This window comes from Terriglobus sp. 2YAB30_2, from assembly GCF_052114765.1.
Classification (GTDB): domain Bacteria; phylum Acidobacteriota; class Terriglobia; order Terriglobales; family Acidobacteriaceae; genus Terriglobus.
Map to the genome: position 1 here is coordinate 564,079 of NZ_JBFRFJ010000001.1, position 22,846 is coordinate 586,924.

Sequence of the window (22,846 nt, forward strand, 5' to 3'; positions counted from 1 at the left end):
GCTTCACCGTTCCGCATGGAGAGTAGAGACTATTTCGACGTTGTTGCCGCAGCGGGAGGTTCTGCTGCAGGTTTCGGCGCCTCGAGCAATGATGTCGCGACAGTGAGCTTTTCGCTCTCCTGCGCTGTCGAGATGGCGAGGATGCGAATCTTATCGTTGTTCGGCAGGGTGATGGTCTTCGCGCCTTCCGCGAGGTCGATCGGATAGGCAAAGAGATAGGAATACTGATAGGGCTGGTTGAGTCCCTGCGGCGTATGAATGTGCGAGGCGTACCAGGCGAGGCCGGCCGTCTTCAGGAAGCCGGGTTTCAAGCCGATATAGTCGTCCGGATAACGAGGCGCCGGAGGACGCGCCTCGCGCTGTTGCAGGTCTGCGGGCGGCCAAGCCGCATGATTGGCTGAGATGGCCCAGTCGCGACCGGGCTGTTCCTTCCAAAGGCGCGTATCCCACTGACCGATATAGCCAGTCCAGTCCTGGATTTTGAGCGTCGCAGTATGAGTGCCGACCTTGAAGACACCTGTCTGATCACCATCAGCAGATGCGGCAAGGACATAGACACGGTTGAAGTGTCCTTCAGGAAGCTTGATGGTCTGGCCTTTTGCTACCACCGCATTTGCATTGCCCGTCTTCGCGGATGCAAGGTCGAAGACAACGCCGTGATAGTCGATCTTGTCGGGAAGCATCTCGGCGGGGATTGCGTTGCCTTTGCCGTCGAAGCCACCACCATTGGTTGCGGTATCGTCGTTGCTGCCCGTGGCAAGGTCATACTGTAGCGGCACGGCCTGGGATTGAACCGCATTCAGCTTCGCCGTAGCATTGGCAAGCCGAATGGCAAATGTTCTTGGCTGATAGGCCGTGAACGATGTCTTGAGGACGCCCTGTTCGACGACTGCATTACCCAGGGATTGCTCCTGCGCGTTGACTTCGCGGGCGGAAGCAATCGGGCCTGCGAAGGATACCTGGACATCCTGCGCCGGTTTGCCGTCAAGCTCGACCATGCGAAGGATAGTTTCATCGCTGTCTTCGGCTTTCTTCAACGCAAGCACGCGGATGCGCGAGTTGTTCAGGTGGACGAGGGAGAAAGATTTCCCAAGCGTTCCCTGATGCTTGCCTGTCTGGAACGCGATGACGGGAGCGTTCATGCGATAGGCCTGCCAGTCTGTCTGCGCACTATGCCAGTCGCCGTCGTGCCCAGAAAGGCCGAAGGCAAACTCGTGATGTCCCCAGTCCTGGTTGGCCTGATCGGAGTAGGGAATCGGCCGTCCGTTGGCCGAAGGCTGCAGTCCCGGAGAGCGCAGAAGTGTCAGCCGGATGGTGTTGTCATTCGGCTTGTCCGACGCATTCTTGAAGTCGGTCAGGAGCGTTGCTCCGAAGCTTCCGCTCTTGTCCTGCAGATCGATCCACTTGTGTGAGGCAACCTCGAACTGCCGCTCGTTGGCATTGGGTCTTTGAACCGTTCCGAGATCCCAGTTGTAGGTGGCATTCTCGTTCGAGGCGCTCAATGGGAAGGCGACTTTCAGGTTGGCCGAGCTTGTCTTCCAATCGATACTGTTCGCCCACACCACACGGTTGCCGGCGTTTCCGGCGGACAGGCTGATGGTCTGCACGAACTTCGAACCCTCGGCTTCGCGGGTTACTTCCAGAGCCACGCGGACAGGGCCATTCTCCTTGATGCGGATCGTGGGTTTGCCTGCGACAAAGGAGCGAGGCGCCGCCTGCTCCTGATCGAAGTCCATATTCCATGCCGGCCACTGCCTTGGCTTGTCATTGGAGATGGCAAGACGTACAGGAGCGGAGAGAAGTTCCTTCTTCGTCTGTTTGTCGTAGATGCTGGAGACATCGCCATCTCCGTTGAGCTTCACGAGATAACGAGCATTCTCGATGGAAGAGTTCGTTACCTTGAGGCCGGTTGAAGGTGCCGCCTTTTGTGCCGCCTGCACGTGATAAACGGCGTACCCCACAGATGGGACCGTTGCGAGGAAGAGAACCTTCCCCTCGGCGATCTGAGCCGGCACTTCTTTGCCTTGGGCATCGGTCACTGTGACGCTCTTCGGGGTCGCTCCGGCAAAGTGGAGATCGGCTTCGACCACATCTTCCCGCTCAACATTCAGCGGATTGAAGAGCACAACCGGGATGCCCGCGCCTTCGGTGTCCAGTCCGGAGGCAATCGCCTGGCTAGCGCTGGTGAGAACGCCGTTGAACTGATTGGCGACAATGGCATCGTCATTCCACGCATACTCATACGACTTCGGTGTGGCGGTTCCAGCGGCGGTGTCATGGAAGTGGCCTCCCAACGCCAGCATCCAGGCATCGTTCAAACGCTGTTGCGGATAGGCGGCGCCTCCCATCCATGCTGCCGCGAGCGATGACTTCTCCGCGGCGTCGGCCAGAAGCTCATTCTTCAGCACCCAGCGCTTGTGATAGGCCTGCGAGGTCAGCGAACCGGCGGAGTGATTGATGAGCTCAAGGTCGCCCTTCACCGTCGGCAGCTTTGAGGTCATGGACGGAGGTATATCTTTGAAAAGCTGGTCGGCGGTCGCAATGACGACGTGAACCGGGCCCTCGCCCACCTGTACTTCCGCTCCGCTTTCGGCTGCTTTGGGTGTCTCCCCCATGGCAAATGCGCCTCGCGGTGGAGTCGGCAGAACGGTCTTGCTCTTCGTTACGATCGCTTCCAGAAGTTTGACGGTGGACTCCTGAGTCGCGCCGCCCACATCTCCCGTGCCGACGTAGTGATAGTCGGCGAACAGGCCTGTCACCTTTCCATCAAGATCGACGCGCTTCACCCAGTTCGGCTCTACATTGCGGCGAGGCGGGGGAAGTGCGGCAAGCTGCTGCGGTGAAAGGCGGGCACGCTCTTCACTGGTAAGTTGCGGGGCGTTGGCGACAGCCTCCGTCGGTTCCTTGCTCAGGTCGGTGTAAGTATTGCTACCGTAGCCACCGGGATTGAGGGCTGCGATCACACCCTTTCCATCAGGGCCGTACCACATGCCGACGTTGAACGGGATGCCTTCCGGCGTCTGCTCCGGCGAGTTCGGGCCGCCGATCTTTGGTGCCGGCTGCCATTCGGCATTCAGCTTCTGGGTCGAGAAGCCCTTAATGCCGGCATGGGCAAGAATGCTCGGCAGCGATGCCGGGAAGCCGAAGCAGTCCGGCAGCATGTACTCCTCGCTGGCCTTGCCGAAGTCTTTGCGGAAGTAGCTATTGCCGTACAGGATCTGGCGGAAGACACCTTCTGCGCTGGGAAGATTGACGTCACCTTCTTCGACGGAGGAGCCGGCGGGATACCAGCGGCCGGCGGCAACATAGGTGCGCATCCGTTCGTAGTCGGAAGGGAAGTACTCCTTCATCAGACGGTAGCGATTAGCTCCGGTCCAGTTGAAGACGTAGTGCGGATAGCGATCCATGTAGTCGAAGTTCACCCGCATGGTCTTCAGCAGATATTCGCTGATGGTCTGCGGAAACTCCCAGCGCCACTGGGTATCGAGATGGGCATAAGGAACGACATAGAGCGTCGGCTGGCTGGTGATATCGGGAGCCTTCATCGTCTGGGCAAAGGCTGCGCTGGAGAGAGCGCCGACCCACAGGACGCGGCGGATGAGTCTCTGCCTGGAAGTGTTGCGATGTCCGACGTTGAAGCCCGGGCGCGAAGAATCCATCGATCGCATCTGACCGCTCCTCGTTCCTTGAATCTGTTGTAGGGGAGAAAGAGAAAAGCCCCGCGGCGTTTGCCGCGGGGCTCGGGGTTTAGAACGCGTATCTCAGACTGAACTGGAACTGGCGTTCCGACGCGTAGGTTGTTCCCTTGTTGGTCACCTTACCGAAGGTGCTGCTGGTCGGGCTCATATCGGGGTTATCAAGGTTGGGATGGTTGACGAAGTTGAACGCTTCGGCCTTGAAGACCAGTTGATGGTTTTCGTGACCGGGGATGACGTGGAAGGCCTTCTGCAGCGCGGCGTTATAGCTCTGGAAGCCGGGGCCGTAGATGGAGCCACGGGAGCCACGTGCAGCAAAGGTTCCAGCGGCAGCAGGTTGATAAAGGCAGGTTGAATTGATCGGGCCGCAGCCTGTACCAACTTCAAACCACTGTCCTGAGGTGCCGAATGAGTGCGGCAGAGCAGACTGGCGGGTGCGGTTGTAGTACTGGTTGCCGGAACCCGGTCCAACACCAGCCTGATCGAGGTTGCGCGTAACACTCTGCGGACGTCCAGACTGGGCCTGGATGGTTCCGGAGAACTGCCAGTCGCCAACCACCGTGCGAACGAACGGGTTGCTTGCATGGGTTCCGTAAGGGATATCCCAGACGTAGTTGGCAACCATCACGTGTTTGGTGTCGAAGTCGCTCGGACCATAGAGGTTAGCGTTGCTAAAGGCGTTGGGAATGTTTGTACCGTTCGAAGAGCCGTAATCCAGGCTCTTGGACCAGGTATAGGCCACACCGAAAAGGAAGCCCCTGGTGAGGCGGCGCTTCACATTGGCCTGCATGCCGTGATAGATAGACCCACCGTTATTCTGGGCCTCGATGATGGTCGAGAAGCCCTTGTACGGACGAAGCGCATCCGGAGCCTTGACGGTCGGGTTAGCCTGAATCGTACCGGGCTGGAGCGAGTTGATATTTGCCAACTGTTCCAGGTGGTAGCCGCGACGGCCGACATAGCTCAGGGTGAACGTGGCTATGTTGGTGAACTCGTGTTCCACCGTCAGGTTCCATGCCCAGGCCTCTGGGCTTGGATAGGTGTAAGCGTGTGAGGTGAAGGCCAGCGGAGTGACGCTTCCGGCGGCGCCGCCGGGATTATCAACGCTTCCCTGGCTTACCGTAGAAGCCGGCTGGAACGGAGCATTGCCGCCCACGTGCACCGTGTCGCTGATACCGAGACGCTGCATGTAGCGGCCGGCGCCGCCGCGGATTACCGTACCCGGCTCAACCTGGTAGGCAAAACCTACGCGAGGCTGGATGTTGGTATAGACCGTCGGCGAGTAGTTCGAATCGTAGCCGCGGAAGAGTCGCTGGTAGTTACCGTTGAGGATGCTGTCAGGAACATGTCCCTTGGCTGCGCCGGGGAAGCCGGATCCCGGGATCACGACGCCGTTGTACTGATCTCCACCGGTCAGGAAGCCCGTGGTCGTGTTGACGGCGGGAGCCAGTGACGGGTTGTAGTCCTTCGGGCTGAAGAACGCCTGGTTACCCCACAACGAATGGTAGGGCTTCATGATGCTGTAGCGGACGCCATACTCGAGAACGAACTTCGAGGTCATGCGCCACTGGTCCTGGGCAAACATCTCGAACATGTTGCCGCGGAACGGAGTATAGGAACGCTGGCCGATTTCGCCGTACGTGTCGAAGAGGCCGAGCGCGGTATTGGCAACTGCCGCCTTGGAAGTGGAGCCGCCACCGCGGTTATCCGTAAAGACGAAGAGGCCGTTCTGGTTGTTCGTGGTGCCAGGGCGCGTGTTGTCGACGCTGATCTGGTCGTAGTTGTTCTCGCCGGCATACTCCCATACTCCGCCGAACTTGAGCGTGTGGTTGCCCTTAACCCACGTGAACGTATCGCCCACGTCGTAGACCATACCGCCGGAGCGCGACGGATATGGACCGCCGTCGAGCGTGCCGAAACTGCCAAGCTGAATGGTTGGGATCTTGTTGGGAACAACCTTGTTGGCAGCGCCGAAGAGGTAGGGATAGTTAATGCCGTACTTGGTACGGTCATAACGGCCCGAGGACGTGTCGATGTTGATGTCGACGTGGTCCGCTGCGCCGGAGACGAAGGCATCGTTCACCATCGTGGAGCTGACAGTCCAGGTGTGATGCAGAACCGCGATCTGGTTCGGGCGATGGAAGATACGAGGATTGGTGTTGAAGTTGCCGAAGTGCGGCTCGTAGTCGTCGTAGTTGTAGTTCAGCAGGCTGAAGCGCAGGCGATGCGCGTCACTGGGGACCAGGTCGATGATGATTGTGTCCTTACGCTGCTTCTCGGCGTAGAGGGCCGTATCGGTCCAGTTGCTGGAGGCATTTCCGACGAGGTTGGGTGTCGGATAGGCGTTCAGCAGGCCAATGCCGTTCGGGCTCAGCTGTGCGGTCGGGATGACGTTGTTGGCGTAGGCAACACCCGTGGTGGGATTCACGATCTGCACCGGGGTGCTGTAAAAGATGTTCGAGCCAAGCAGTTCACCGAAGTCACCCGTGCGCATACGCACTGTCGGCACCTTCAGTGTGGCGCTGGATGTGTCATCGTGGTTGTACTTCACCCACTCCTGCCCTAACAGGAAGAAGAGCCTGTTACGGCCGGTGTTGAAGTGGCCGGGAATAAAGACCGGGCCATTCAGGTTCCAACCGTACTGGTTGTAGCGGAACGCGCCGCGCTTCAACCCGGCACTATTGCGCTGCCAGGTGTTGGCATTGAGATAGTTGTTGCGGAAGTACTCAAAGACACTGCCGTGGAAGTTGGCCGTGCCGCTCTTGGGAACCAGGCGGATCAGGCCGCCTGAGGTGCGGCCGTACTCGGCCGGGTAGTTTGAGCTGAGGACCTGGACCTGCGAGGTGGAGTCGACGTCCGCCACGCCAGTGCTGGTGCCGTTCGAACGGGTACGCACCATCGGTGCACCGTCGAAGGTCTGCATGCTCTCCTGCGAACGGGCTCCGTTGATGTTGAGCGGATTATCGAGACCGAAGCCAAGGGCCGCCATCGAGTTGTTGCGGACGACACCGGGCTCCATCTGGGCCAGGTAAAGCGGATTGCGTCCGTTGAGCTGGATGTTCTTGACCTGCTCCTGGGTGATCAGCTGGCCGACCGAGGCGCTCTCGGTCTGCACCGTATTGACGTTTGCTTCGACGGTGACGGAGGTGGTGCTGTCACCCACCTTCATGGTTACGTCGACGCGGCGTCCAATGTTGGGATCGACCTGGATACCGCTGAGCGTTACGCTCGCAAAGCCCGAGGCCTCAACGCGCAGGGTGTACGCCCCAGGTGTGACGTTGGTGATGGTGAAGTTGCCTTCGTCGTTTGAGACCRCATGGATCTCAGCGCGGGTAGCGTTGTTCTGAAGGGTGATATTCGCCTTCGAAACAAGCGCTCCGGAAGGATCGGTAATGGTTCCTGACAGTGACGACGTATCCTGCGCAACGAGTGAATACCCCGTTAAAAACAGATACACCAGAACGGATAGAAATATCCGTATAGGGATTTTATGGCGTTTCATCCAGCCTCCTCGAAAAAGTACAACGACATCGTTTACGTAAAATTATGATTGCGCTATCACAGCAGCAACCTGTTTAAGCGTTTGGAATAAGTATTGTCAAGATAGAGGCACCGATTTTATTGTGGAATACTGACGCTACCAGAAAACCGGTGATATGGTAGCTCTCTCAGATTTGAGGCCATGATTGCATCAACAATCGAAGAAAAAACGGGCAACGCTGCAAGATGTAGCAAAAGCAGCCGGAGTGGCCCCCATGACCGTCTCCAGGATGATCAATGGGCATCCCTATGTCACGCCGGCGACTGCCAAGAAGGTCCGTGAAGCGATCCGGAAGCTGAACTACCGTCCTAATCATGCCGCACGCATGTTAACAGGAAAGTTATCCCGCTCGATCGGTCTGATTGTTCCTGACATTTCCGATACGTTTTTTTCGGTTGTAAGCCACGCCGTCCAGGAGACGGCCCGGGCCCAGAACTACCTGGTATGGCTTGCCGCGTCTGAGGACGACCCCGCCATTGAGGCGGCACAGGTCGAGAGCATGACCCATCACCCCGTGGACGGCATTCTTCTGGTTCCTACCCAGAGCCGTGAGCCGTATCTCAAGGCCATCGTTGCCGGGAATACGCCGGTCGTGACGATCGATCGCCCGATTGAGGTGGCCACAACAGATTCGGTCGGCGTTGAAAACCAGGCCGGCGCCGCGATGGCCGTGGATCACCTGGTAGAGCATGGTTACAAGAAAATCGTTTGTATTTCAGCGAATGCGCACCTCCGGACCATGAAGGATCGAATTGCCGGCTACAGGGATTCGCTCCGGAAAGCGAAACGTTCTTATCAGAACGAGCTGGAGTTGAAATCGAGTGCTTCTTCAAAGGCGGTGCTGGCCGAGCTGCTCACCGCGCGCAACCGTCCTGACGCTATTTTTACGGCGAATAATGCGTCCACGATCTGGGTGATTGAGGCCCTCAAAGAGCTGAATATTCAGATGGGGAAGGACATTGCGCTGGTTGGTTTCGATGACGTCGACTTTTTCACTCTGATTACTCCCGCGGTTACCGCGGTGCGCCAGCCTGCCGCTGAGCTGGGAAATGTGGCTACCCGGCTTCTGTTACAGAGGATCAACGGGGAGTTCAAGTCGACAAGCGTCAGAACGATTCTGCCCGTGACGCTCACCATCCGCGAATCCTGCGGATGCCGAAGAGCAAGTGCATAGTCTAGCGGATCCCCCAGCCCTGCGGGGCAAGCTGTGAGAATGTGACGCCGCCGGAAGGCGGTAAGAAACAGGAGATGCCTTGAATCGCTATCTGGTAAAAGCAACCGCCGTCGGAGCCTTGGGGGGCCTTCTATTCGGCTTCGATACCGCCGTCATCGCGGGCACGACACAGCAATTGACCGAAATCTTCCATCTCACGCCGGCGACGCTGGGCATCACCGTCTTCATCGGCCTGGTTGGAACCGTAATCGGCGCCATGGGATCGGGAGTACTGGGGCAGCGGTTCGGCGGCCGGGAGGCTTTGCGGTGGATGGCCGTGCTGTATACCGTCTCTGCCATTGGTTCCGCAATTGCCTGGAACTGGGATGTGTTGCTGGTTGCGCGCTTTATCGGAGGTCTTGGTATCGGGGGATCATCCGTCCTCGGACCGGTATACATTGCTGAGCTGGCGCCGGCAAAGTGGCGTGGCCGCATGGTGGGCCTGTTTCAGGTCAATGTCGTCGTCGGCATCCTGCTGGCGTATCTGTCGAACTTCCTGATTACCTTGATGCACCTTGGCGCCGCCCAGTGGCGGTGGGAGTTCGGGGTGGCGTTTCTGCCGTCTCTCTTCTTCCTGATCCTGCTGTACGGCATCCCGCGTAGCTCCCGCTGGCTGGTGACGACGAACCAGACCGATGAAGCCCTGGAGGTGCTGCGCCTGATGGGCTCACCGAACTCAGAGGCCGAGCTGCAGGAGATCATCGATTCCGTGCATCTGGAGCGCGGTGTCACGCAGGAGTCGTTGTTCCAGTGGAAGTACCGGCTGCCGATCTTCCTGGCTGTCTCCATCGGCATGTTCAACCAGCTTTCAGGCATCAACGCAATCCTTTACTACTCGAACTTCATCTTTGCTTCGGCCGGATTCAGTGAAAGCTCGGCGGCGTTACAGACCGTCGGGGTAGGCCTGGTCAATCTGCTGGCGACCTTTCTGGGAATGAGTTTGATCGACAAGTGGGGGAGGGTGACACTGCTGATCGTGGGCGCTGCCGGAATGGCTGCGGCCTTGGCAGGGACTGCCGCGATCTTCTATCTGAACGCGCATCAGGGCCTGCTGATCTGGATGCTGGTCGCCTTCATCATCTTCTTCGCCATCTCCCAGGGATCGGTGATCTGGGTCTACCTGGCGGAGGTCTTTCCGTCGCGCGTCCGGTCCAAGGGACAGAGCCTGGGATCATCGTCCCACTGGATCATGAATGCGGCGATCGCGGGTGTCTTCCCGACGATTGCCGCGAAGAGCCAGGGGCTTCCGTTTGCGTTCTTCGCGGTGATGATGCTGGTGCAGCTTGTGGTCGTGCTGGTGGTGTATCCCGAGACGAAGGCGATCTCTCTGGAGCAGATCCAGTCGAAGCTGGGCGTGTCCTGACAATTGCGGGTAGTTAAAGGCAAAAGCCCCGAACCATGTTCGGGGCTTTTGCTATATGGATAGGTATTACTCGTCGGCGACGACGGTCTGCTGCTGTTCTCCCAGCCCCTGGACTCCCAGCCGGATGACGTTTCCGGCACGCAGGTAGACCGGAGGCTTCTGGCCCAGGCCGACTCCCGGAGGGGTGCCCGTGCTGATGATGTCACCAGGCTGCAGGCTCATGAAGCGGCTCAGATAGCTGACCAGGTGGGCTACGCCGAAGACCATGGTCGATGTTGTGCCGTTCTGGTAGCGGTGTCCGTCGACCTCCAGCCACATGGAGAGGGCCTGCGGGTCGGGCACCTCATCGCGGGTGACCAGCCATGGGCCGGTCGGGCCGAAGGTATCGGCGCTCTTGCCCTTGACCCACTGTCCAGTGCCTTCAAGCTGGAAGGCGCGTTCGGAGACGTCGTTGATGACGCAGTAGCCGGCAACATAGTTCAACGCGTCCGCTTCCGAGACATACTTTGCTTTAGCGCCGATCACCACGCCAAGTTCGACCTCCCAGTCTGTCTTCAGGGAGCCGCGGGGAATCACGACGTTGTCATTGGGGCCGCAGATCGAAGACCCGGCCTTCATGAAAAGAACCGGTTCCACCGGTACTGCCATGCCAGACTCGGCGGCGTGGTCTGAATAGTTCAGGCCAATGCAGAGGAACTTGCCTGGCTGGGCGACGCATGAGCCCAGGCGGACCGTCCCTTCGACCAGCGGAAGGGAAGCAACATCGGCTGATGCAATCTTCTGCAGCCACTCCGGCGTGAGATACTGCCCGGCCAGGTCCGGAACAATCGAAGAGATATCGCGGATGCTGCCGTTCTTGTCCAGGATGCCCGGGCGTTCTGCCCCAGGGGCTCCATATCGTAGAAGCTTCAATGCCGATCTCCTTGGTGATAAATGCGTGTGCTCATGAATAGATTAGTCTGCCTTATGCGGCTGATGCGAGTTTGTGGCGACCCTGGTGTAAAGATCGATATGGGAACTCTATCGCTGTCAAGAAGAGCACAGAGCGTAAGCTGTATGACGGAATGGTAGATTCGAGAAACATTCCATGGACGACTTCTACGACTGGCTGGTTAGAAAGTGGTTTGACGGTTCCGGCGCCCAAGAGGCCCTTTCTGGCGATCTTATTGCGTGCGAGGTGAGCGGCGTAGGGCGGATTCGCGGCTACGTCCGAAAGGGCTATGACATTGAACTCCTGTAGGTGGCTGGTGTTGTCTTTTTGCTGCCTGGTGGTGGGGACAGCGGCCGCACAGCAGGATCGATCGCCGCTTGCACCCTATCTTTATCGTTCGCACTTTCAGCCTGGCGCTGGCGTTGCTTCCAATTCCGGCTCTCGCGATGGATGGGAGAGCTTTCCCCTCGCGGAGGATACGGGCTACGACCCTACACTGGGCGTCGAGACATCCCATGGCCTCAGCTCCGTTACCCGCGAGGTGATTCCGCATCGCGATGGAAAGCTGGCTGTCGGTTTCATCCGCCGCGTGCACGTGGTTGCCGGACCCTCGTCTTCATTGGCATTTCGGCTCAAGGCCTCCTCGACGAGCGGGATACCGGTTTCAATCCACATCTATCGAGGTGAAGAAGAGGTTGTCCTGCGATCGGCGATTCAGGGAGGCGGGCAACGCGTACAGGTCGCCTTGCCGGCGTCTTCGCACCGCATCACCGCAATTGCAGTTGCGGCGAATCTGACTCATGTCAGCAGCGGATGGCCTGAGCGGGTTGCCATCTCCGATGTCGAGCTTCGCGCACAGGCGACGCGGCACTATCTGCTGAAATCGCCCACGGCCCTCTGGGATGGCTTTCGAGAGCTGTACTACCTGCAGCATGTGCTGCGGACTGGCGATCAGGTCGCTGTCGAATTCGATGGCCCCAAGCCATCCTTCCATGCGCGCTGGGCTATCGAAGGTCCGGACGGCCAAGTGATCGATCATGGCTCTGGTCTCAAGGTGCAACACGCTATCTCGCTGTCTGATCCCGCCGGTGTCTGGACTATCCGTGTGGAAGGACAAGGCGGCTCCTCAACAGTGCTCGCTCTGGTTCGCTCCGTGGTACCTCAGCCGTTACTTGGCGTCGCTGTACACGCGGTCTCCCCGGAGCTTTTACAGCTGGTCACTGCCCGGCGCGACGAACTGCGGAAAGATCTGGGGACGAATCTTGCGTTTGGGCTGGGGGCGAATATCCAGGAGATGGACCCGCAGTTCCTTCTGCCGGGGCTACCGTCTTACTTCAATCTTGTTCAGAAGCCGACGGAGCTTGCCCTGTGGGATGCGGTCTCTTATCGCACGACTGGCGAGAATCGCGAACGGGAGGAGGCGCTCCACATGTTGCGGGAGATTGCCTCATGGCAGCAATGGATTCACCCCTGGTTTCCAGCACATGGATATCACAGCTATTACCCGCTCGGCATCATGACGAAGAACATTGTCATGGCAGAACAGTTTCTGGGGAATGCGCTGCCCGCGGACCTGAAGCACACGCTTGATGAGGCTTTGTTGCAGCAGTCCATCAGGCCTGTTTATGAGGAGTATGTCGTAGAGGATCGCCTTCAGTTCGACATCAGTAACTGGATCGGTCATACCGTCGGAGCAGCGCTGCTGGCGGCTCTACAGAGCGACAATCCCGATACCGCCGGTTATGCCCTTGCCCTCTACGCGAAGGAACGTTCGCATCTCGGGTCGGCATATACCGCAGACGGTTCCTATGGTGAGGGAATCTCCTATCATCGCTTCGACTTTGAAACGACGGCGCTGGTGGCTGCTGCGACAAAGGAGCAGCTGGGGATATCGTTTGACAGCCAACTCGCCCGGCCGCAGCGCTACTTCCGTTATGCGACCTACGGTAAAGACTCGCTGGAAGACTTCGGCGACAGCCATGTCGACACCGCTCCTTCGAACGTCTTCGCCTACATGGCGGCCCAGAATAGCGATCCCGATCTGACGGCGTTTTATTTCCAGTATCGGAGTCCCGGAATAACAGAGCTGTTGAGCCGGGTTCTTTGGGAAGACGCAATCCATCAGTCTGCAGCGACCCAGGTTGATTCGCCAACCTCGGCTTTGTTTGAGAAGCGTGGCATTGCGGTGCTGCGCGATAGCTGGTCGCCGGAGTCTCAGGTCATTGCCATGCGCGCCGGACCGAACTTCAATCACAACCATGCCGACCAGGGCAGTCTCTTCTACGCCTGGAACAACCGCCTCTGGATAGGCGAGGCGGGATATGCCGATTATTACAAGGATCCGAATTACCCCACCTATAACATCCAGGCCATCGGCCATAACACCATTCTGGTTGACGACGATCCGCAGAGCCAGATGGTTGCCGGAAATATGGTTTTCGGGAAGTACCCTTCGATGCGTCAGCTCGCTTCGAAGGATGGTATCCAGATCATCAGCGCCGACCTCAGTGCTGTCTATCCGCAGGTTCGTTCCTATGTTCGTACGCTGGTCTATCAGAGGGGCGGAGCTCTGGTGGTGATGGATCAGATCCGCGCCGACGGGCCGCACCGCTTCAGCCAGATATGGCATCCCACGCAGCCCATTGCGGCCTTCGACCTACAGCAAAATATGGTTCGCCTGCAGGCGCAAAACGATGGTGTGGAGATGCATATGTTCTCCACATCCGCGATGATATTGGGCCAAAGCAAGGGCCCATTTCCCCTGAGCAGCTACGAGAGGGCTGAACGGGAGCCTGCGCCGCGGCCAACGATCATTGAGTATCAGTCTGGCTCTGTTGACTCCCTGACGATTCTGACGGTGATTCAGCCATCTGGTGGCGGGGCAGCGCCGCAGTGGAGTGTGGCGGCAGGGAAGAAGAGAGAGCTTCGCCTGGGAGACCTTCTGATCCGATGCGACAACCGGCAGGCTACGGTCTCTTTCGGAAAGACACCGGATACGACCTGGACGATCGGGCTCCCTTCGCAAAAGTAAATATGTTTTGCAGAAGGGAGCTTGCAATCGAAGTGGTGTCTGAATGGATGGGGTATCGCGCTGCAGTGTTAGCGACGGGTTGCTTCGAAGAGGAACCAACTGCGGCGCTGTGATTGATCGATCCAGTTCTCCAACAGACTGGCCGTAGCAACATCGCCGCCGTCATCGCAGAGAGTGTGGATGGCGCGCATTCTGAGCGTTAGCGCCTTCTCGTCTTCGTGCAGTTCGCTCAACATGTCTTCGGGGGTGACGAACTCGGCATCGTTGTCCGCAACCCGCTGAAGACGGGCAATGTGGCCGATTGAGCGGATGGTGGTGCCGCCGATCTTCCGCACACGCTCCGCGATGTCATCTGTCATGGCGAAGAGCTGATCGCCATGCTCATCCAGCAGCAGATGGTAATCACGGAAATGCGGCCCGCTCATATGCCAATGGAAATTCTTCGTCTTCAGATAAAGCGCAAAGACATCTGCCAGCAGGCCATTCAGGCCGGCCGAGATATCGCGCACAGCTTCACTGGAGAGATCTGAGGTGAGGGTGAGTGGTGACTGTTGGCGCTTCTGCAGATCAGCGGTCGCTGTCATTGATTTCCTCCCGGGGGATATGGAGATTACCTTAATTCCATCCCTCTCTTCTCACCATACTCCTTCGAGGGGGATACCAAGCCTACGGAAGGGTGACGTAGCGGGCCAATGGTTGATGTCTGCGTATCCGTTCATCGCGTTCATCTGCTGCTGATTAGAATTCCCGGTATTCGCACGCCCGAGCGACTACCGGGCAAACGAAGTAGCGTGCTTCAGTGAGGAAGAGCTTTTGGCCATTTGGCAATCGACTCACACCGGGAGGCCCTTGGGCGACGAGAGCTTTGTTAGTGGCCTGTAGTCCTGTAGTCCGGGGACAGACGGGACGTTCCCATTCCGACGCGAGAAATCTGCGCTTCGACATCAGTTGTGCCTGTGCGGACCTCTCGGTCGGATTTGCCCCCGTCTTTGCGGCGATCAAGTCCTGTTCATTGTTTCTTCTAGAACATGATTGGACGTCAGACAGTATCCCAGTAGGGAGGTTCTAGACTGTTGCGCAGCAACAACTTCAAATACAACCGCTCGGTCGGTATTGTCCAATCGTCTCGCATTCCACCTTGTGTAACGTGATGGCATCTCCCAACTGCAACCACTCACGCAAATCGTTCCATGCCTCAACTTATCTATTTACGTCCCATCTGCCCCCGGGTTTCAGTCATAGAACTAGTAATCCAAGCGACGAAAAACTGCTGCACTTCTTCAGCCGCGCAATCCGTGTTTTGTATATCTTCTTGTGACCGTTTATTCACGGATGTGAAGTGGGCAATTCTAGTGCTTCTTTACGATTGGAGCAGCCTTCGGCATACCTGCTGGTAGGTCTGCAACATGCTCCTGCATGAATTGCCGCAGCTCAGAAGCAGTGATTGCTTCACCAATATCGATTTGTGTCTTGTTGTAGAACTCGTCAAGCACGGCAGCCGTCAGTTGTGCTTCCATCAGCCCGCCTTTTGTCCCATCGGGACGGGTGTAGTTGTAAACAACTCCGGAGCCGGAATTCGCCGCCATTGCATCTATGATCTGACGTACCTCTGGGGGGTAGAAGTGGAAGGTCAAAACGATAACGCCGATGACTTCATTCTGCTGGGAAACCAACAAAGGTCCGCCTGAATTGCCATGATTGATTGCACCGTTGACAACAAGGTGCTTTACGGACCCACCATTGTCCCGAGAAGTACGATAGCCAGCAACATATCCAACACCTAGTAAGGGGAATGTGCCGTTATAGCCAAATGGGTACCCCCAGAAGTCGACGCGAGTGCCAGCCTCTGGAGTAACGTCAGCTCCGAGAGCGTAACCCCCGGAAATTGCCTTACTAGGAATGAGAATTGCAAGATCACGAACATTATCCAGGATGGTATTCGAAAACGTGATTTCCTTGTTGGATGTGCTGATCCCAGCCAATTGCTGGCCAGTACAGTCGTTCACCACGTGCGCATTAGTGACTAAGACTCCATTATTGAGCAGGAAGCCGCTGCCGAAAGAGATCATTTTCCCCTTCTGGCATCCAATCAAATAGACATTTTGCAGAGAGGCACGTTGCGTTGGCCCTGCAGCGTCGAGCAGCAGTTTAGTATCAACTGACGTAAGAATAGGAGTTGCCTGTTGGTTATCCTGGGCGTCAGAATTGAGACACAGTGTAAATCCAAGGCAAAGAACAATAAACAAACCAAACTTGCGAATACCGTACATTACACAGCCTCGTCGATATAGCCAGGGTGACAGACAAAGCAAGTTTACAACGGCCAGCTAAGGCCTATTTCTCGAGTCCAAACGTCCGCCATTAACCATACCTGCATGCGTCGGCTGCATCCACATTTTGCGCACGCGAGGGTCAAGGTGTAGCGATTCGGAAACCTGGGGACAGACGGGTGGAGTGAAACCCCTGAATTTCACCCGCTGTGGCAAAAATCCTTGCGAGTGCCTCATGCCTGCGCGGAAACAACGTCACATCCCGATCCAGAGTCCTGACCGCAATCGCAAGAGACGCGCCGCCGTCAGGAACACATGGCGTCGTATGACCATTGCTGAGTTCCGCGAATGGATTCTCAAAGCCTATAAAGATTGGGTTAGCTGATGGGGAATAGGGAGCGGCCCATATTAACAACAAAACCCGCGTCAATGGCGGGTTTAGAAGGCTGATGGCGGAGAGGGAGGGATTCGAACCCCCGGTACCATTGCTGGTACGTCTGATTTCGAGTCAGGTGCATTAAACCGGGCTCTGCCACCTCTCCGTAGAATTAGTTTAGCAAAAGCTCCTGCTATGGGGAATCCGGTTACATCCATTGGCTCTGAACTTCGCGATGCTCTTGTAGCTCGTGCGTTGGAGTGTGGCTTCTCCGCTGCCGGGATTTCTGCTGTTCCTGAAGACAATCCCGATGCCCGCCGCCGCTATGAATCGTGGGTTGATCAAGGCTATGCCGGAGAGATGGGGTATCTGCAGCGGCGTGATGAGGCTGGGCAGTTGTTGCGCTCCTCGTTGCGTGTGGCCATTCCCTGGGCGAGATCGGTGATTGTCTGTTCGCTCAACTACAACGCTGCTCATCCGAAGTCGATCGATCCGGCTCCTGAAGGCTCAGGCTGGATTGCTCGTTATGCCTGGAGCGGTCGGCCTGATGGTGACGACCTTGCTCCGACTGATTATCACGATGTCCTTCTCTCGAAGCTGCGTGGTGTGGAAGAGTTTCTGCGTGAGCAGGCAGGGCCTGATCTGGAGGTCCGCAGCTATGTCGATACCGGTCCGGTGGTTGAACGAGGCTTCGCCGAGGCCGCAGGTGTGGGCTGGGTAGGGAAGAATACCTGCCTGATCCAGCAGGGAATCGGTTCCTGGACGCTGCTTGCGGTCATCGTCACCTCGCTGCCTCTGGCCCTTGAAGCTGAGCTCCTCCCGGCTGCAGATCGCTGCGGTACGTGTACACGCTGCCTGGATGCCTGTCCGACTGGAGCGCTGATCGCTCCGCGGCAGATGGACGCACGCAAGTGCATCGCCTATCTGACCATCGAGAAGAAGGGTGAGATCGAAGAGGAGTTGCGTCCGCTGATGGGGCGGCAGATCTTTGGCTGCGATATCTGCCAGGATGTCTGCCCGTGGAACCGCAAGGCTCCTGTGGGCAACACAACAGAGATGCAGGCGCGCACTGAGCTGGTGAACCCTGACCTGGCGATGCTGGCGGCGATGACGCCCGCAGAATTCCGCACGCGTTTCCGCGGATCGCCGCTGGAGCGCACGCGTCTGAAGCGCCTGCGCCGGAATATCGCGATTGCGATGGGGAACAGCGAAGACGCACGGTATCTGCCGCAGCTTGAAGCGTGGCAGCAGTCAGAGGATGCGGTATTGCGTACGACGGCGGCGTGGGCTGTGCAACGCATCACCCACAGCCGCCAGCGTGCTTCGGTTTAGACTCGCGGCCTAGACCCCGCGAACAACGTTGGCGGCGTTGAGTCCCTTCGGACCCTGCTGGCACTCGAATTCGACTGCCTCGCCTTCGTTCAACGTCTTGTAGCCTTCGTCCTGAATTGCAGAGAAGTGTACAAATACGTCCTTTCCATCAGCGCGCTGGATAAAGCCGTAACCTTTTGTTCCGTTGAACCACTTCACGACACCCTTTTCCTTCACAGCCAGTCCCTTCTTGTTTGCGAGCCTCTCCCTGGAGATAGAGAGACACCTCGGAGAACCTTCGACATCTGCGAAGCGGAGGAGGCTCCTACACCCGAAAGAGGATATGGAGGTTTTGAGTTACACGTGGAGTTGCAAGACACCGAGGGCCCAGTGAAACTTATGAGTTCGAATGTCTTATGCCTTTTATGGCAAAAAACGGGCCGTCATGCAACACAAATCTTTCAGCCGTCCGGCTCTGCTAGCATCAAAGTTTGCGGATTCCGCTGCCGATGCCATCCATTCTTCCATCCAGTGAGGAACCTCGCGACCCCGCGTCGATGTCCGCTGAAGAGCTGGCGAAGCGTCCAGCCGTGCTGGAAGCTGGCTCCTGGCCGCAGCTGCGGGCGCTGGTGAAATATCTCACCAAAACTGAGGTTCATACCTACGCCTTCAGCGTCGCCGCACAAGTGATTTTGTCGCTGTTTCCGTTCATCGTGATGATGTTGTCGCTCAGCCGCAACCTCTTTCATTCCCGAGCCATGGAAGCCGTCGTCGGCGACATGATGCACAACCTGTTGCCGGTGGGGCAGGACTTCATCGTCCGCAACATGCAGCTCCTCGCCCATCCCCGCAAGGGGGTGCAGGTCTTCTCCATCGTCATGCTGCTGATCACCTCTACCGGCGTCTTCCTGCCGCTGGAGGTTGCGCTGAATGCGGTGTGGGGGGTGAAGGAGAATCGGAACTACCTGCATAATCAGGCTGTTTCCCTGGGGTTGGCGGCAGCGGTGGGCGTGCTCGCCATGGCCTCGGTTGCGGGTACTGCCGGGCAGCGGTCGCTGCTGAGCTGGATCTTCTTCGGCCATAGCGACAACTGGGTCTTCAACCTTATCTCGCACACGTTGCTGAAGATCTTCTCCGTCGTCGCGGGCATTTTGCTCTTCTTTCTGATCTACTGGTTGCTGCCCAACCGGAAGATTCCAGCAGCCGCTGTAATGCCAACAGCCATTGTGGTCGGCCTGCTGTGGCAGCTCGCCAAGGTGGTGTATGTGAAGGCGTTGCCGTGGCTGGACTTCCCGAGTGTCTACGGCCCCTTCTATATCTCGGTGGGGTTGATGACGTGGGCCTTTCTCTCCGGCCTGCTGCTGCTGGCCGGGGGACACTTTTCCGCGAACCGGTATGCCGTGCGCACGGCCAGTCTCGCGGAGCAGAAAGAGGCGACGGAGGCATGAGTGTCGATCTAAAGGCTGCATGGCGAAGCTGGTCGGTTCTGACGCGCCTTGTCGCGCTCCTGACGACCCTGTTTCTGCTGTTGTGGCCCGTCAGCCGGCTGCAGAATGCGCTCGGCGGCACTGCCCGAGACCTCTGGATTTTCGCCGGCGGCTTGCTTCTGGTCTGTGCGATTCCTTGGGGTATTCGCCAGTTGCGTATGCGCTTTCTCTGGAGCCTGCGCAACAAGCTTGCGATCACCTATCTGCTGATCGGCCTGGCGCCGGTCGTGCTCTTCGTCACGCTGGTGCTCATCTCTGCCTACGTGGCAGCCGGACAGTTCGCGATTCACCTGGTGGGGCAACGTATCCAGACGCAACTGGATCAGATGCAGACGGAGAACACCGACTGCGCCGTGCACTTTGCACGTGTGATCGCACGGCCAGAGACGAAGGTGGACCCGCACAACCTCGATCCCAGCTTGCTGGGCCTTGACAAAGCAGAGATGGAGCGCGGGCAGATTGCCATCTTTATCGATCGTCTTCCGGCTCTGTTGGCGCCGGAAGCAGGCATGGAGCACTCGCCGCTTGGCCTGCCGGCCTGGACGCCGCCGCACGAAGGTTTCCACGGAATTGTGATCGATGACGGCCGTCTCTATCTTGCGGCGATCACGCAGCGCCATTCGCGTAATGGACACATCGTCACCGTTGTGCGCAGTGTCCCACTGGACAAACGCATTATGGAACTCACGGCGCTGGGCCTCGGCCGCGCATCGCTGGTTCCGGTATTAGCAGAGTCGGCAGGCAGTACGCTTCGGACGAACCTCACCATGGCTCGTCGAACCGACGAAAAGGCTCAGAGCGTCTCCGGAGGATCGTTTCCTGGAGCGGTGAACCTGCTCGACGTTCCGGTGTACTTCTTCTCGACCATCCCGATGACGGTGTGGGACACGGCAGCGAAAGAGAATGTCCCGGTCGAGGTCGACTCCCGTCCGTCACTGCTCTATACCCAGCTCTTCGCTGTTTCGATCGAAGGCCTGATGCCGGAGTTCTTCCGCATTCTGCTGATCGTTCTTTGCATCCTGTTCGCGTTTATAGAGGCGTTTGCGCTCTACATGGCGATGCGGCTCAGCAGCACGATCACGGCCTCGGTCTCCGATCTCTACGGAGCGACACTGGCCATCGATCGTGGCGAGCTGGCTCACCGCATCCATGTCACGCGCACCGATCAGCTTGCGGAGCTCAGCCGGGCCTTCAACCGTATGAGCGGGTCGCTGCAGCGCCTGCTGGTCGAGCAGCAGGAGAAGGAGAGAATGCAGAACGAGCTCTCCATCGCGCAGGAGGTGCAGGCCAACCTGTTTCCCTCCAGCAATGTGAAGATTCCTTCCCTGGAGCTGCATGGTGTCTGCCGGCCGGCGCGAACCGTCTCCGGCGACTACTACGATTTCCTCGTCTTCGAGGACGAGGACCAGCCGCCCAGCGGCCTCGGCATCGCGATCGGCGACATCAGCGGTAAGGGAATCTCTGCTGCCCTGTTGATGGCCACGCTGCACTCCGCTGTGCGCGCCTACCGGTTTGCCAGTGAAGAGCTGAGCCAACAGCCCCATCTCAGGCGGGATCACTGCGAAGACCTTTTCGATTCGCCTGGACACATCCTTGGCCTGCTCAATCGCCATCTTTACCGCAGCACCCAGCCGGAGAAGTATGCCACCCTCTTCCTGGCACAGTATGACGTCGCGCGCTCACGCCTGACGTACTCCAATGCCGGCCAGCTGCCGCCGCTGGTGTTGCGCCGCGACCGTTCCGTGCATCGGCTCGATAAGGGCGGTACTGTCGTGGGCCTGATGGACAACATGGACTACATGGATGACGCGGTCACGCTGCAGGTCGGCGACATCTTCATCGGTTACTCTGACGGTGTTACGGAGCCGGAGAACGACTTCGGTGAGTTCGGCGAGCAGCGTTTGCTGGAAGTAGTGTGGAGCTACCGCAACGAGCCGCTGCATGTCATCTCAGCGCAGGTGCTGCAGGCGCTTGATGCCTGGATTGGCGATGCGGAGCAGCCCGATGACATCACTCTGGTTCTTGCCCGCCAGGTATAAGGCCCGCCGCGTGTAAGGGGGAGATGAAGTTAAAAGTAAGACGGTTCGAGCATCGCTCGAACCGTCTTTTGTTTGCTATTTCGTTTTGAAACCCAAGACTCAGGCTGGTTCGAACTGGGTTTGAATGTCCCACGCGTTGAGAGCGCTCTTGTTGTCGAGCTGTGTCTTGCCTTCGACGACTGCGCTCAGGATGCGAACGCTCTCGTTGAGGGCGCGCGACTCCGTCTTCAGTGTCGATGCAACCGAGGAGCTGGACTCCGCGTTTGCGGCTGACTGCTGCGTGAGCGTCTCCATGCCGGAGAGTGAACGCGAGATCTGGATGATGCCCTGTGTCTGCTCACGGCTGCGGAGGTTGATCTCGTCGACCAGGCGCTTGACCTTGGAAGACTCTTCGGTGATGCCGGCGATGGCTGCCGTCACATCGTCGAGTCTCGCCTTGCCGCTCTGCGACTTGGAGATCGACTCACCAAGCAGCTCGGCGGAATCGCGGGCTGCTTCGGCGCAGCGCTGCGACAGGGTACGGACCTCTTCGGCGACGACTGCGAAACCGAGACCGGCATCGCCTGCACGGGCCGCTTCAACCGCAGCGTTCAGCGCGAGGATGTTGGTCTGGAATGCGATCGTATCGATGATGGCGATCACCTTCGAGATCTTGCCGCTGGCGGCGGTGATGCCTTCCATGGCGCGGATCAGTTCGTTGAGCGAGGAGTTGGACTCAATGGTCTTCGCCTCGGACATGGCAACCAGTTCAGCCGTCGAGCTGCAGCTATCGCTGCTGGCCTGCGCCATCGCACGGATCTCTTCAGAGGAAGCAGAGATCTCTTCGATGGAAGAAGCCTGGCGTGAAGAGCTCTGTGACAGGCTTTCGCTTGACTCAGAGACCTGGTCCGCGGACTCCGATACGCGGCTGGCGCCCACTGCGAGGTTCTTGGCAAGCTGGCGCAGAGGAGCGCTGACCTTCCTCTCCATGATGATCAGGGAGCCGCCGGCGACAACCAGGGCCAGCAGGAAGAGCGCGATGCCCAGCACAGCCTGAACATGGTTAGCCGAGGTCACCGACTCCAGCTCCGCACGATAGCTCGTGCTGCCCACTTCCGTACGAAGCTCATCGATGGCCTTGTCTACCGCAGCCTGGTCACGGTCGAGTGTCGCGAGCATATTCGGATCGGCGCTCGCCGGGTTGGCAATTGCCTTCGCATACGCACCGCGCGCACGCTCATGCAGTTCCTGATAGCGAGCAATCAGGTCACTGGCCTTCTGGCCGTACGTGGAGTTATAGGAGAGCTTCTCCTTTGCAGCTTCCAGGGCGCTGAGAACGGCCCGGGTCTCCGTGTCGCCGGTGTTCAGCGCCGACGGATCCTGCAACATCAAAGCGTCCTTGTAGGACTTCGCTACTCGCTGGGAACTGGACTCCGCGAGCTGGAGGTTGGAAGCGCCGGGGAACAGGAAGTCCGACGCTACGTGAAGATGGCGTTGTACCGTGGATGTGGTGATCGCCATCAGCGCAAAGAAAAAGACATACCCGAGCGCGAGGGCGCCAATGCTCCAGAAAAGTTTGCCTCTAATGCCCATTACAGTTAACTCCAAAA

Annotated in this window: 14 protein-coding genes and 1 tRNA gene; 7 read left to right on the forward strand and 8 right to left on the reverse strand. The window is 58.1% G+C overall.

Going from position 1 to position 22,846, the window contains the following annotated elements:
• Positions 1-29: 29 nt before the first annotated feature.
• Positions 30-3,668, reverse strand: a complete 3,639-nt coding sequence (locus AB4Y89_RS02155) for an alpha-mannosidase (protein ID WP_442299269.1) — start codon at positions 3,666-3,668, stop codon at positions 30-32.
• A gap of 79 nt (positions 3,669-3,747) precedes the next feature.
• Entirely contained in the window at positions 3,748-7,197 is a 3,450-nt protein-coding gene (locus AB4Y89_RS02160) for a carboxypeptidase regulatory-like domain-containing protein (protein WP_442299270.1), read from the reverse strand.
• A 184-nt stretch (positions 7,198-7,381) separates the two neighbouring features.
• Here AB4Y89_RS02160 and AB4Y89_RS02165 point away from each other — a divergent pair, with 184 nt between their 5' ends.
• Positions 7,382-8,410: a LacI family DNA-binding transcriptional regulator gene (locus AB4Y89_RS02165; RefSeq protein WP_442299271.1), complete on the forward strand. Its 1,029-nt coding sequence runs from the start codon at positions 7,382-7,384 to the stop codon at positions 8,408-8,410.
• A 79-nt stretch (positions 8,411-8,489) separates the two neighbouring features.
• A complete protein-coding gene (locus tag AB4Y89_RS02170) occupies positions 8,490-9,812 on the forward strand; it encodes a sugar porter family MFS transporter (RefSeq protein WP_442299272.1) in 1,323 nt (440 codons plus the stop codon).
• A gap of 66 nt (positions 9,813-9,878) precedes the next feature.
• Here AB4Y89_RS02170 and AB4Y89_RS02175 read toward each other — a convergent pair whose 3' ends face one another.
• Positions 9,879-10,724 carry a fumarylacetoacetate hydrolase family protein gene (locus tag AB4Y89_RS02175; RefSeq protein WP_442299273.1) on the reverse strand — a complete coding sequence of 282 codons (846 nt, stop codon included), beginning with the start codon at positions 10,722-10,724 and terminating at the stop codon, positions 9,879-9,881.
• Between the two features lie 175 nt (positions 10,725-10,899).
• On the opposite strand from AB4Y89_RS02175, the gene AB4Y89_RS02180 reads away from it, so the two are divergent.
• Together AB4Y89_RS02180 and AB4Y89_RS02185 are read left to right on the forward strand one after the other, a co-directional pair.
• Positions 10,900-11,052, forward strand: a complete 153-nt coding sequence (locus AB4Y89_RS02180) for a hypothetical protein (protein WP_187142958.1) — start codon at positions 10,900-10,902, stop codon at positions 11,050-11,052.
• 10 nt (positions 11,053-11,062) lie between these two features.
• Positions 11,063-13,774 (forward strand): heparinase II/III domain-containing protein, encoded by a 2,712-nt coding sequence (locus tag AB4Y89_RS02185; protein WP_442299274.1) that lies wholly within the window; start codon positions 11,063-11,065, stop codon positions 13,772-13,774.
• Positions 13,775-13,842: 68 nt separating this feature from the next.
• Here AB4Y89_RS02185 and AB4Y89_RS02190 read toward each other — a convergent pair whose 3' ends face one another.
• From AB4Y89_RS02190 to AB4Y89_RS02200, 3 genes are all read right to left on the reverse strand, one after another.
• Positions 13,843-14,358 (reverse strand): Dps family protein, encoded by a 516-nt coding sequence (locus AB4Y89_RS02190; RefSeq protein WP_442299275.1) that lies wholly within the window; start codon positions 14,356-14,358, stop codon positions 13,843-13,845.
• A gap of 765 nt (positions 14,359-15,123) precedes the next feature.
• Positions 15,124-16,044 (reverse strand): S1 family peptidase, encoded by a 921-nt coding sequence (locus AB4Y89_RS02195; RefSeq protein ID WP_442299276.1) that lies wholly within the window; start codon positions 16,042-16,044, stop codon positions 15,124-15,126.
• A gap of 450 nt (positions 16,045-16,494) precedes the next feature.
• Positions 16,495-16,586 (reverse strand) — tRNA-Ser (locus AB4Y89_RS02200).
• 29 nt (positions 16,587-16,615) lie between these two features.
• Here AB4Y89_RS02200 and queG point away from each other — a divergent pair.
• Entirely contained in the window at positions 16,616-17,752 is a 1,137-nt protein-coding gene (gene queG / locus AB4Y89_RS02205) for a tRNA epoxyqueuosine(34) reductase QueG (RefSeq protein ID WP_442299277.1), read from the forward strand.
• 9 nt (positions 17,753-17,761) lie between these two features.
• Here queG and AB4Y89_RS02210 read toward each other — a convergent pair whose 3' ends face one another.
• Positions 17,762-17,968 (reverse strand): cold-shock protein, encoded by a 207-nt coding sequence (locus AB4Y89_RS02210; RefSeq protein WP_442299278.1) that lies wholly within the window; start codon positions 17,966-17,968, stop codon positions 17,762-17,764.
• 272 nt (positions 17,969-18,240) lie between these two features.
• Here AB4Y89_RS02210 and AB4Y89_RS02215 point away from each other — a divergent pair, with 272 nt between their 5' ends.
• Entirely contained in the window at positions 18,241-19,179 is a 939-nt protein-coding gene (locus tag AB4Y89_RS02215; protein ID WP_442299279.1) for a YihY/virulence factor BrkB family protein, read from the forward strand.
• A complete protein-coding gene (locus AB4Y89_RS02220) occupies positions 19,176-21,257 on the forward strand; it encodes a PP2C family protein-serine/threonine phosphatase (RefSeq protein WP_442299280.1) in 2,082 nt (693 codons plus the stop codon). The genes AB4Y89_RS02215 and AB4Y89_RS02220 overlap by 4 nt, the downstream gene beginning before the upstream one ends.
• Positions 21,258-21,356: 99 nt before the next feature.
• Here AB4Y89_RS02220 and AB4Y89_RS02225 read toward each other — a convergent pair whose 3' ends face one another.
• Positions 21,357-22,829 carry a methyl-accepting chemotaxis protein gene (locus AB4Y89_RS02225; protein WP_442299281.1) on the reverse strand — a complete coding sequence of 491 codons (1,473 nt, stop codon included), beginning with the start codon at positions 22,827-22,829 and terminating at the stop codon, positions 21,357-21,359.
• Positions 22,830-22,846: the final 17 nt, after the last annotated feature.

What these genes read in the sequence shown, in the direction of transcription:
- AB4Y89_RS02215 (WP_442299279.1), top strand. Translation starts at nt 18,241, where the DNA reads ATGCCATCCATTCTTCCATCCAGTGAGGAACCTCGCGACCCCGCGTCG.
- AB4Y89_RS02155 (WP_442299269.1), bottom strand. Translation starts at nt 3,668, where the DNA reads ATGCGATCGATGGATTCTTCGCGCCCGGGCTTCAACGTCGGACATCGC.
- queG (WP_442299277.1), top strand. Translation starts at nt 16,616, where the DNA reads ATGGGGAATCCGGTTACATCCATTGGCTCTGAACTTCGCGATGCTCTT.
- AB4Y89_RS02225 (WP_442299281.1), bottom strand. Translation starts at nt 22,829, where the DNA reads ATGGGCATTAGAGGCAAACTTTTCTGGAGCATTGGCGCCCTCGCGCTC.
- AB4Y89_RS02180 (WP_187142958.1), top strand. Translation starts at nt 10,900, where the DNA reads ATGGACGACTTCTACGACTGGCTGGTTAGAAAGTGGTTTGACGGTTCC.
- AB4Y89_RS02190 (WP_442299275.1), bottom strand. Translation starts at nt 14,358, where the DNA reads ATGACAGCGACCGCTGATCTGCAGAAGCGCCAACAGTCACCACTCACC.
- AB4Y89_RS02195 (WP_442299276.1), bottom strand. Translation starts at nt 16,044, where the DNA reads ATGTACGGTATTCGCAAGTTTGGTTTGTTTATTGTTCTTTGCCTTGGA.
- AB4Y89_RS02220 (WP_442299280.1), top strand. Translation starts at nt 19,176, where the DNA reads ATGAGTGTCGATCTAAAGGCTGCATGGCGAAGCTGGTCGGTTCTGACG.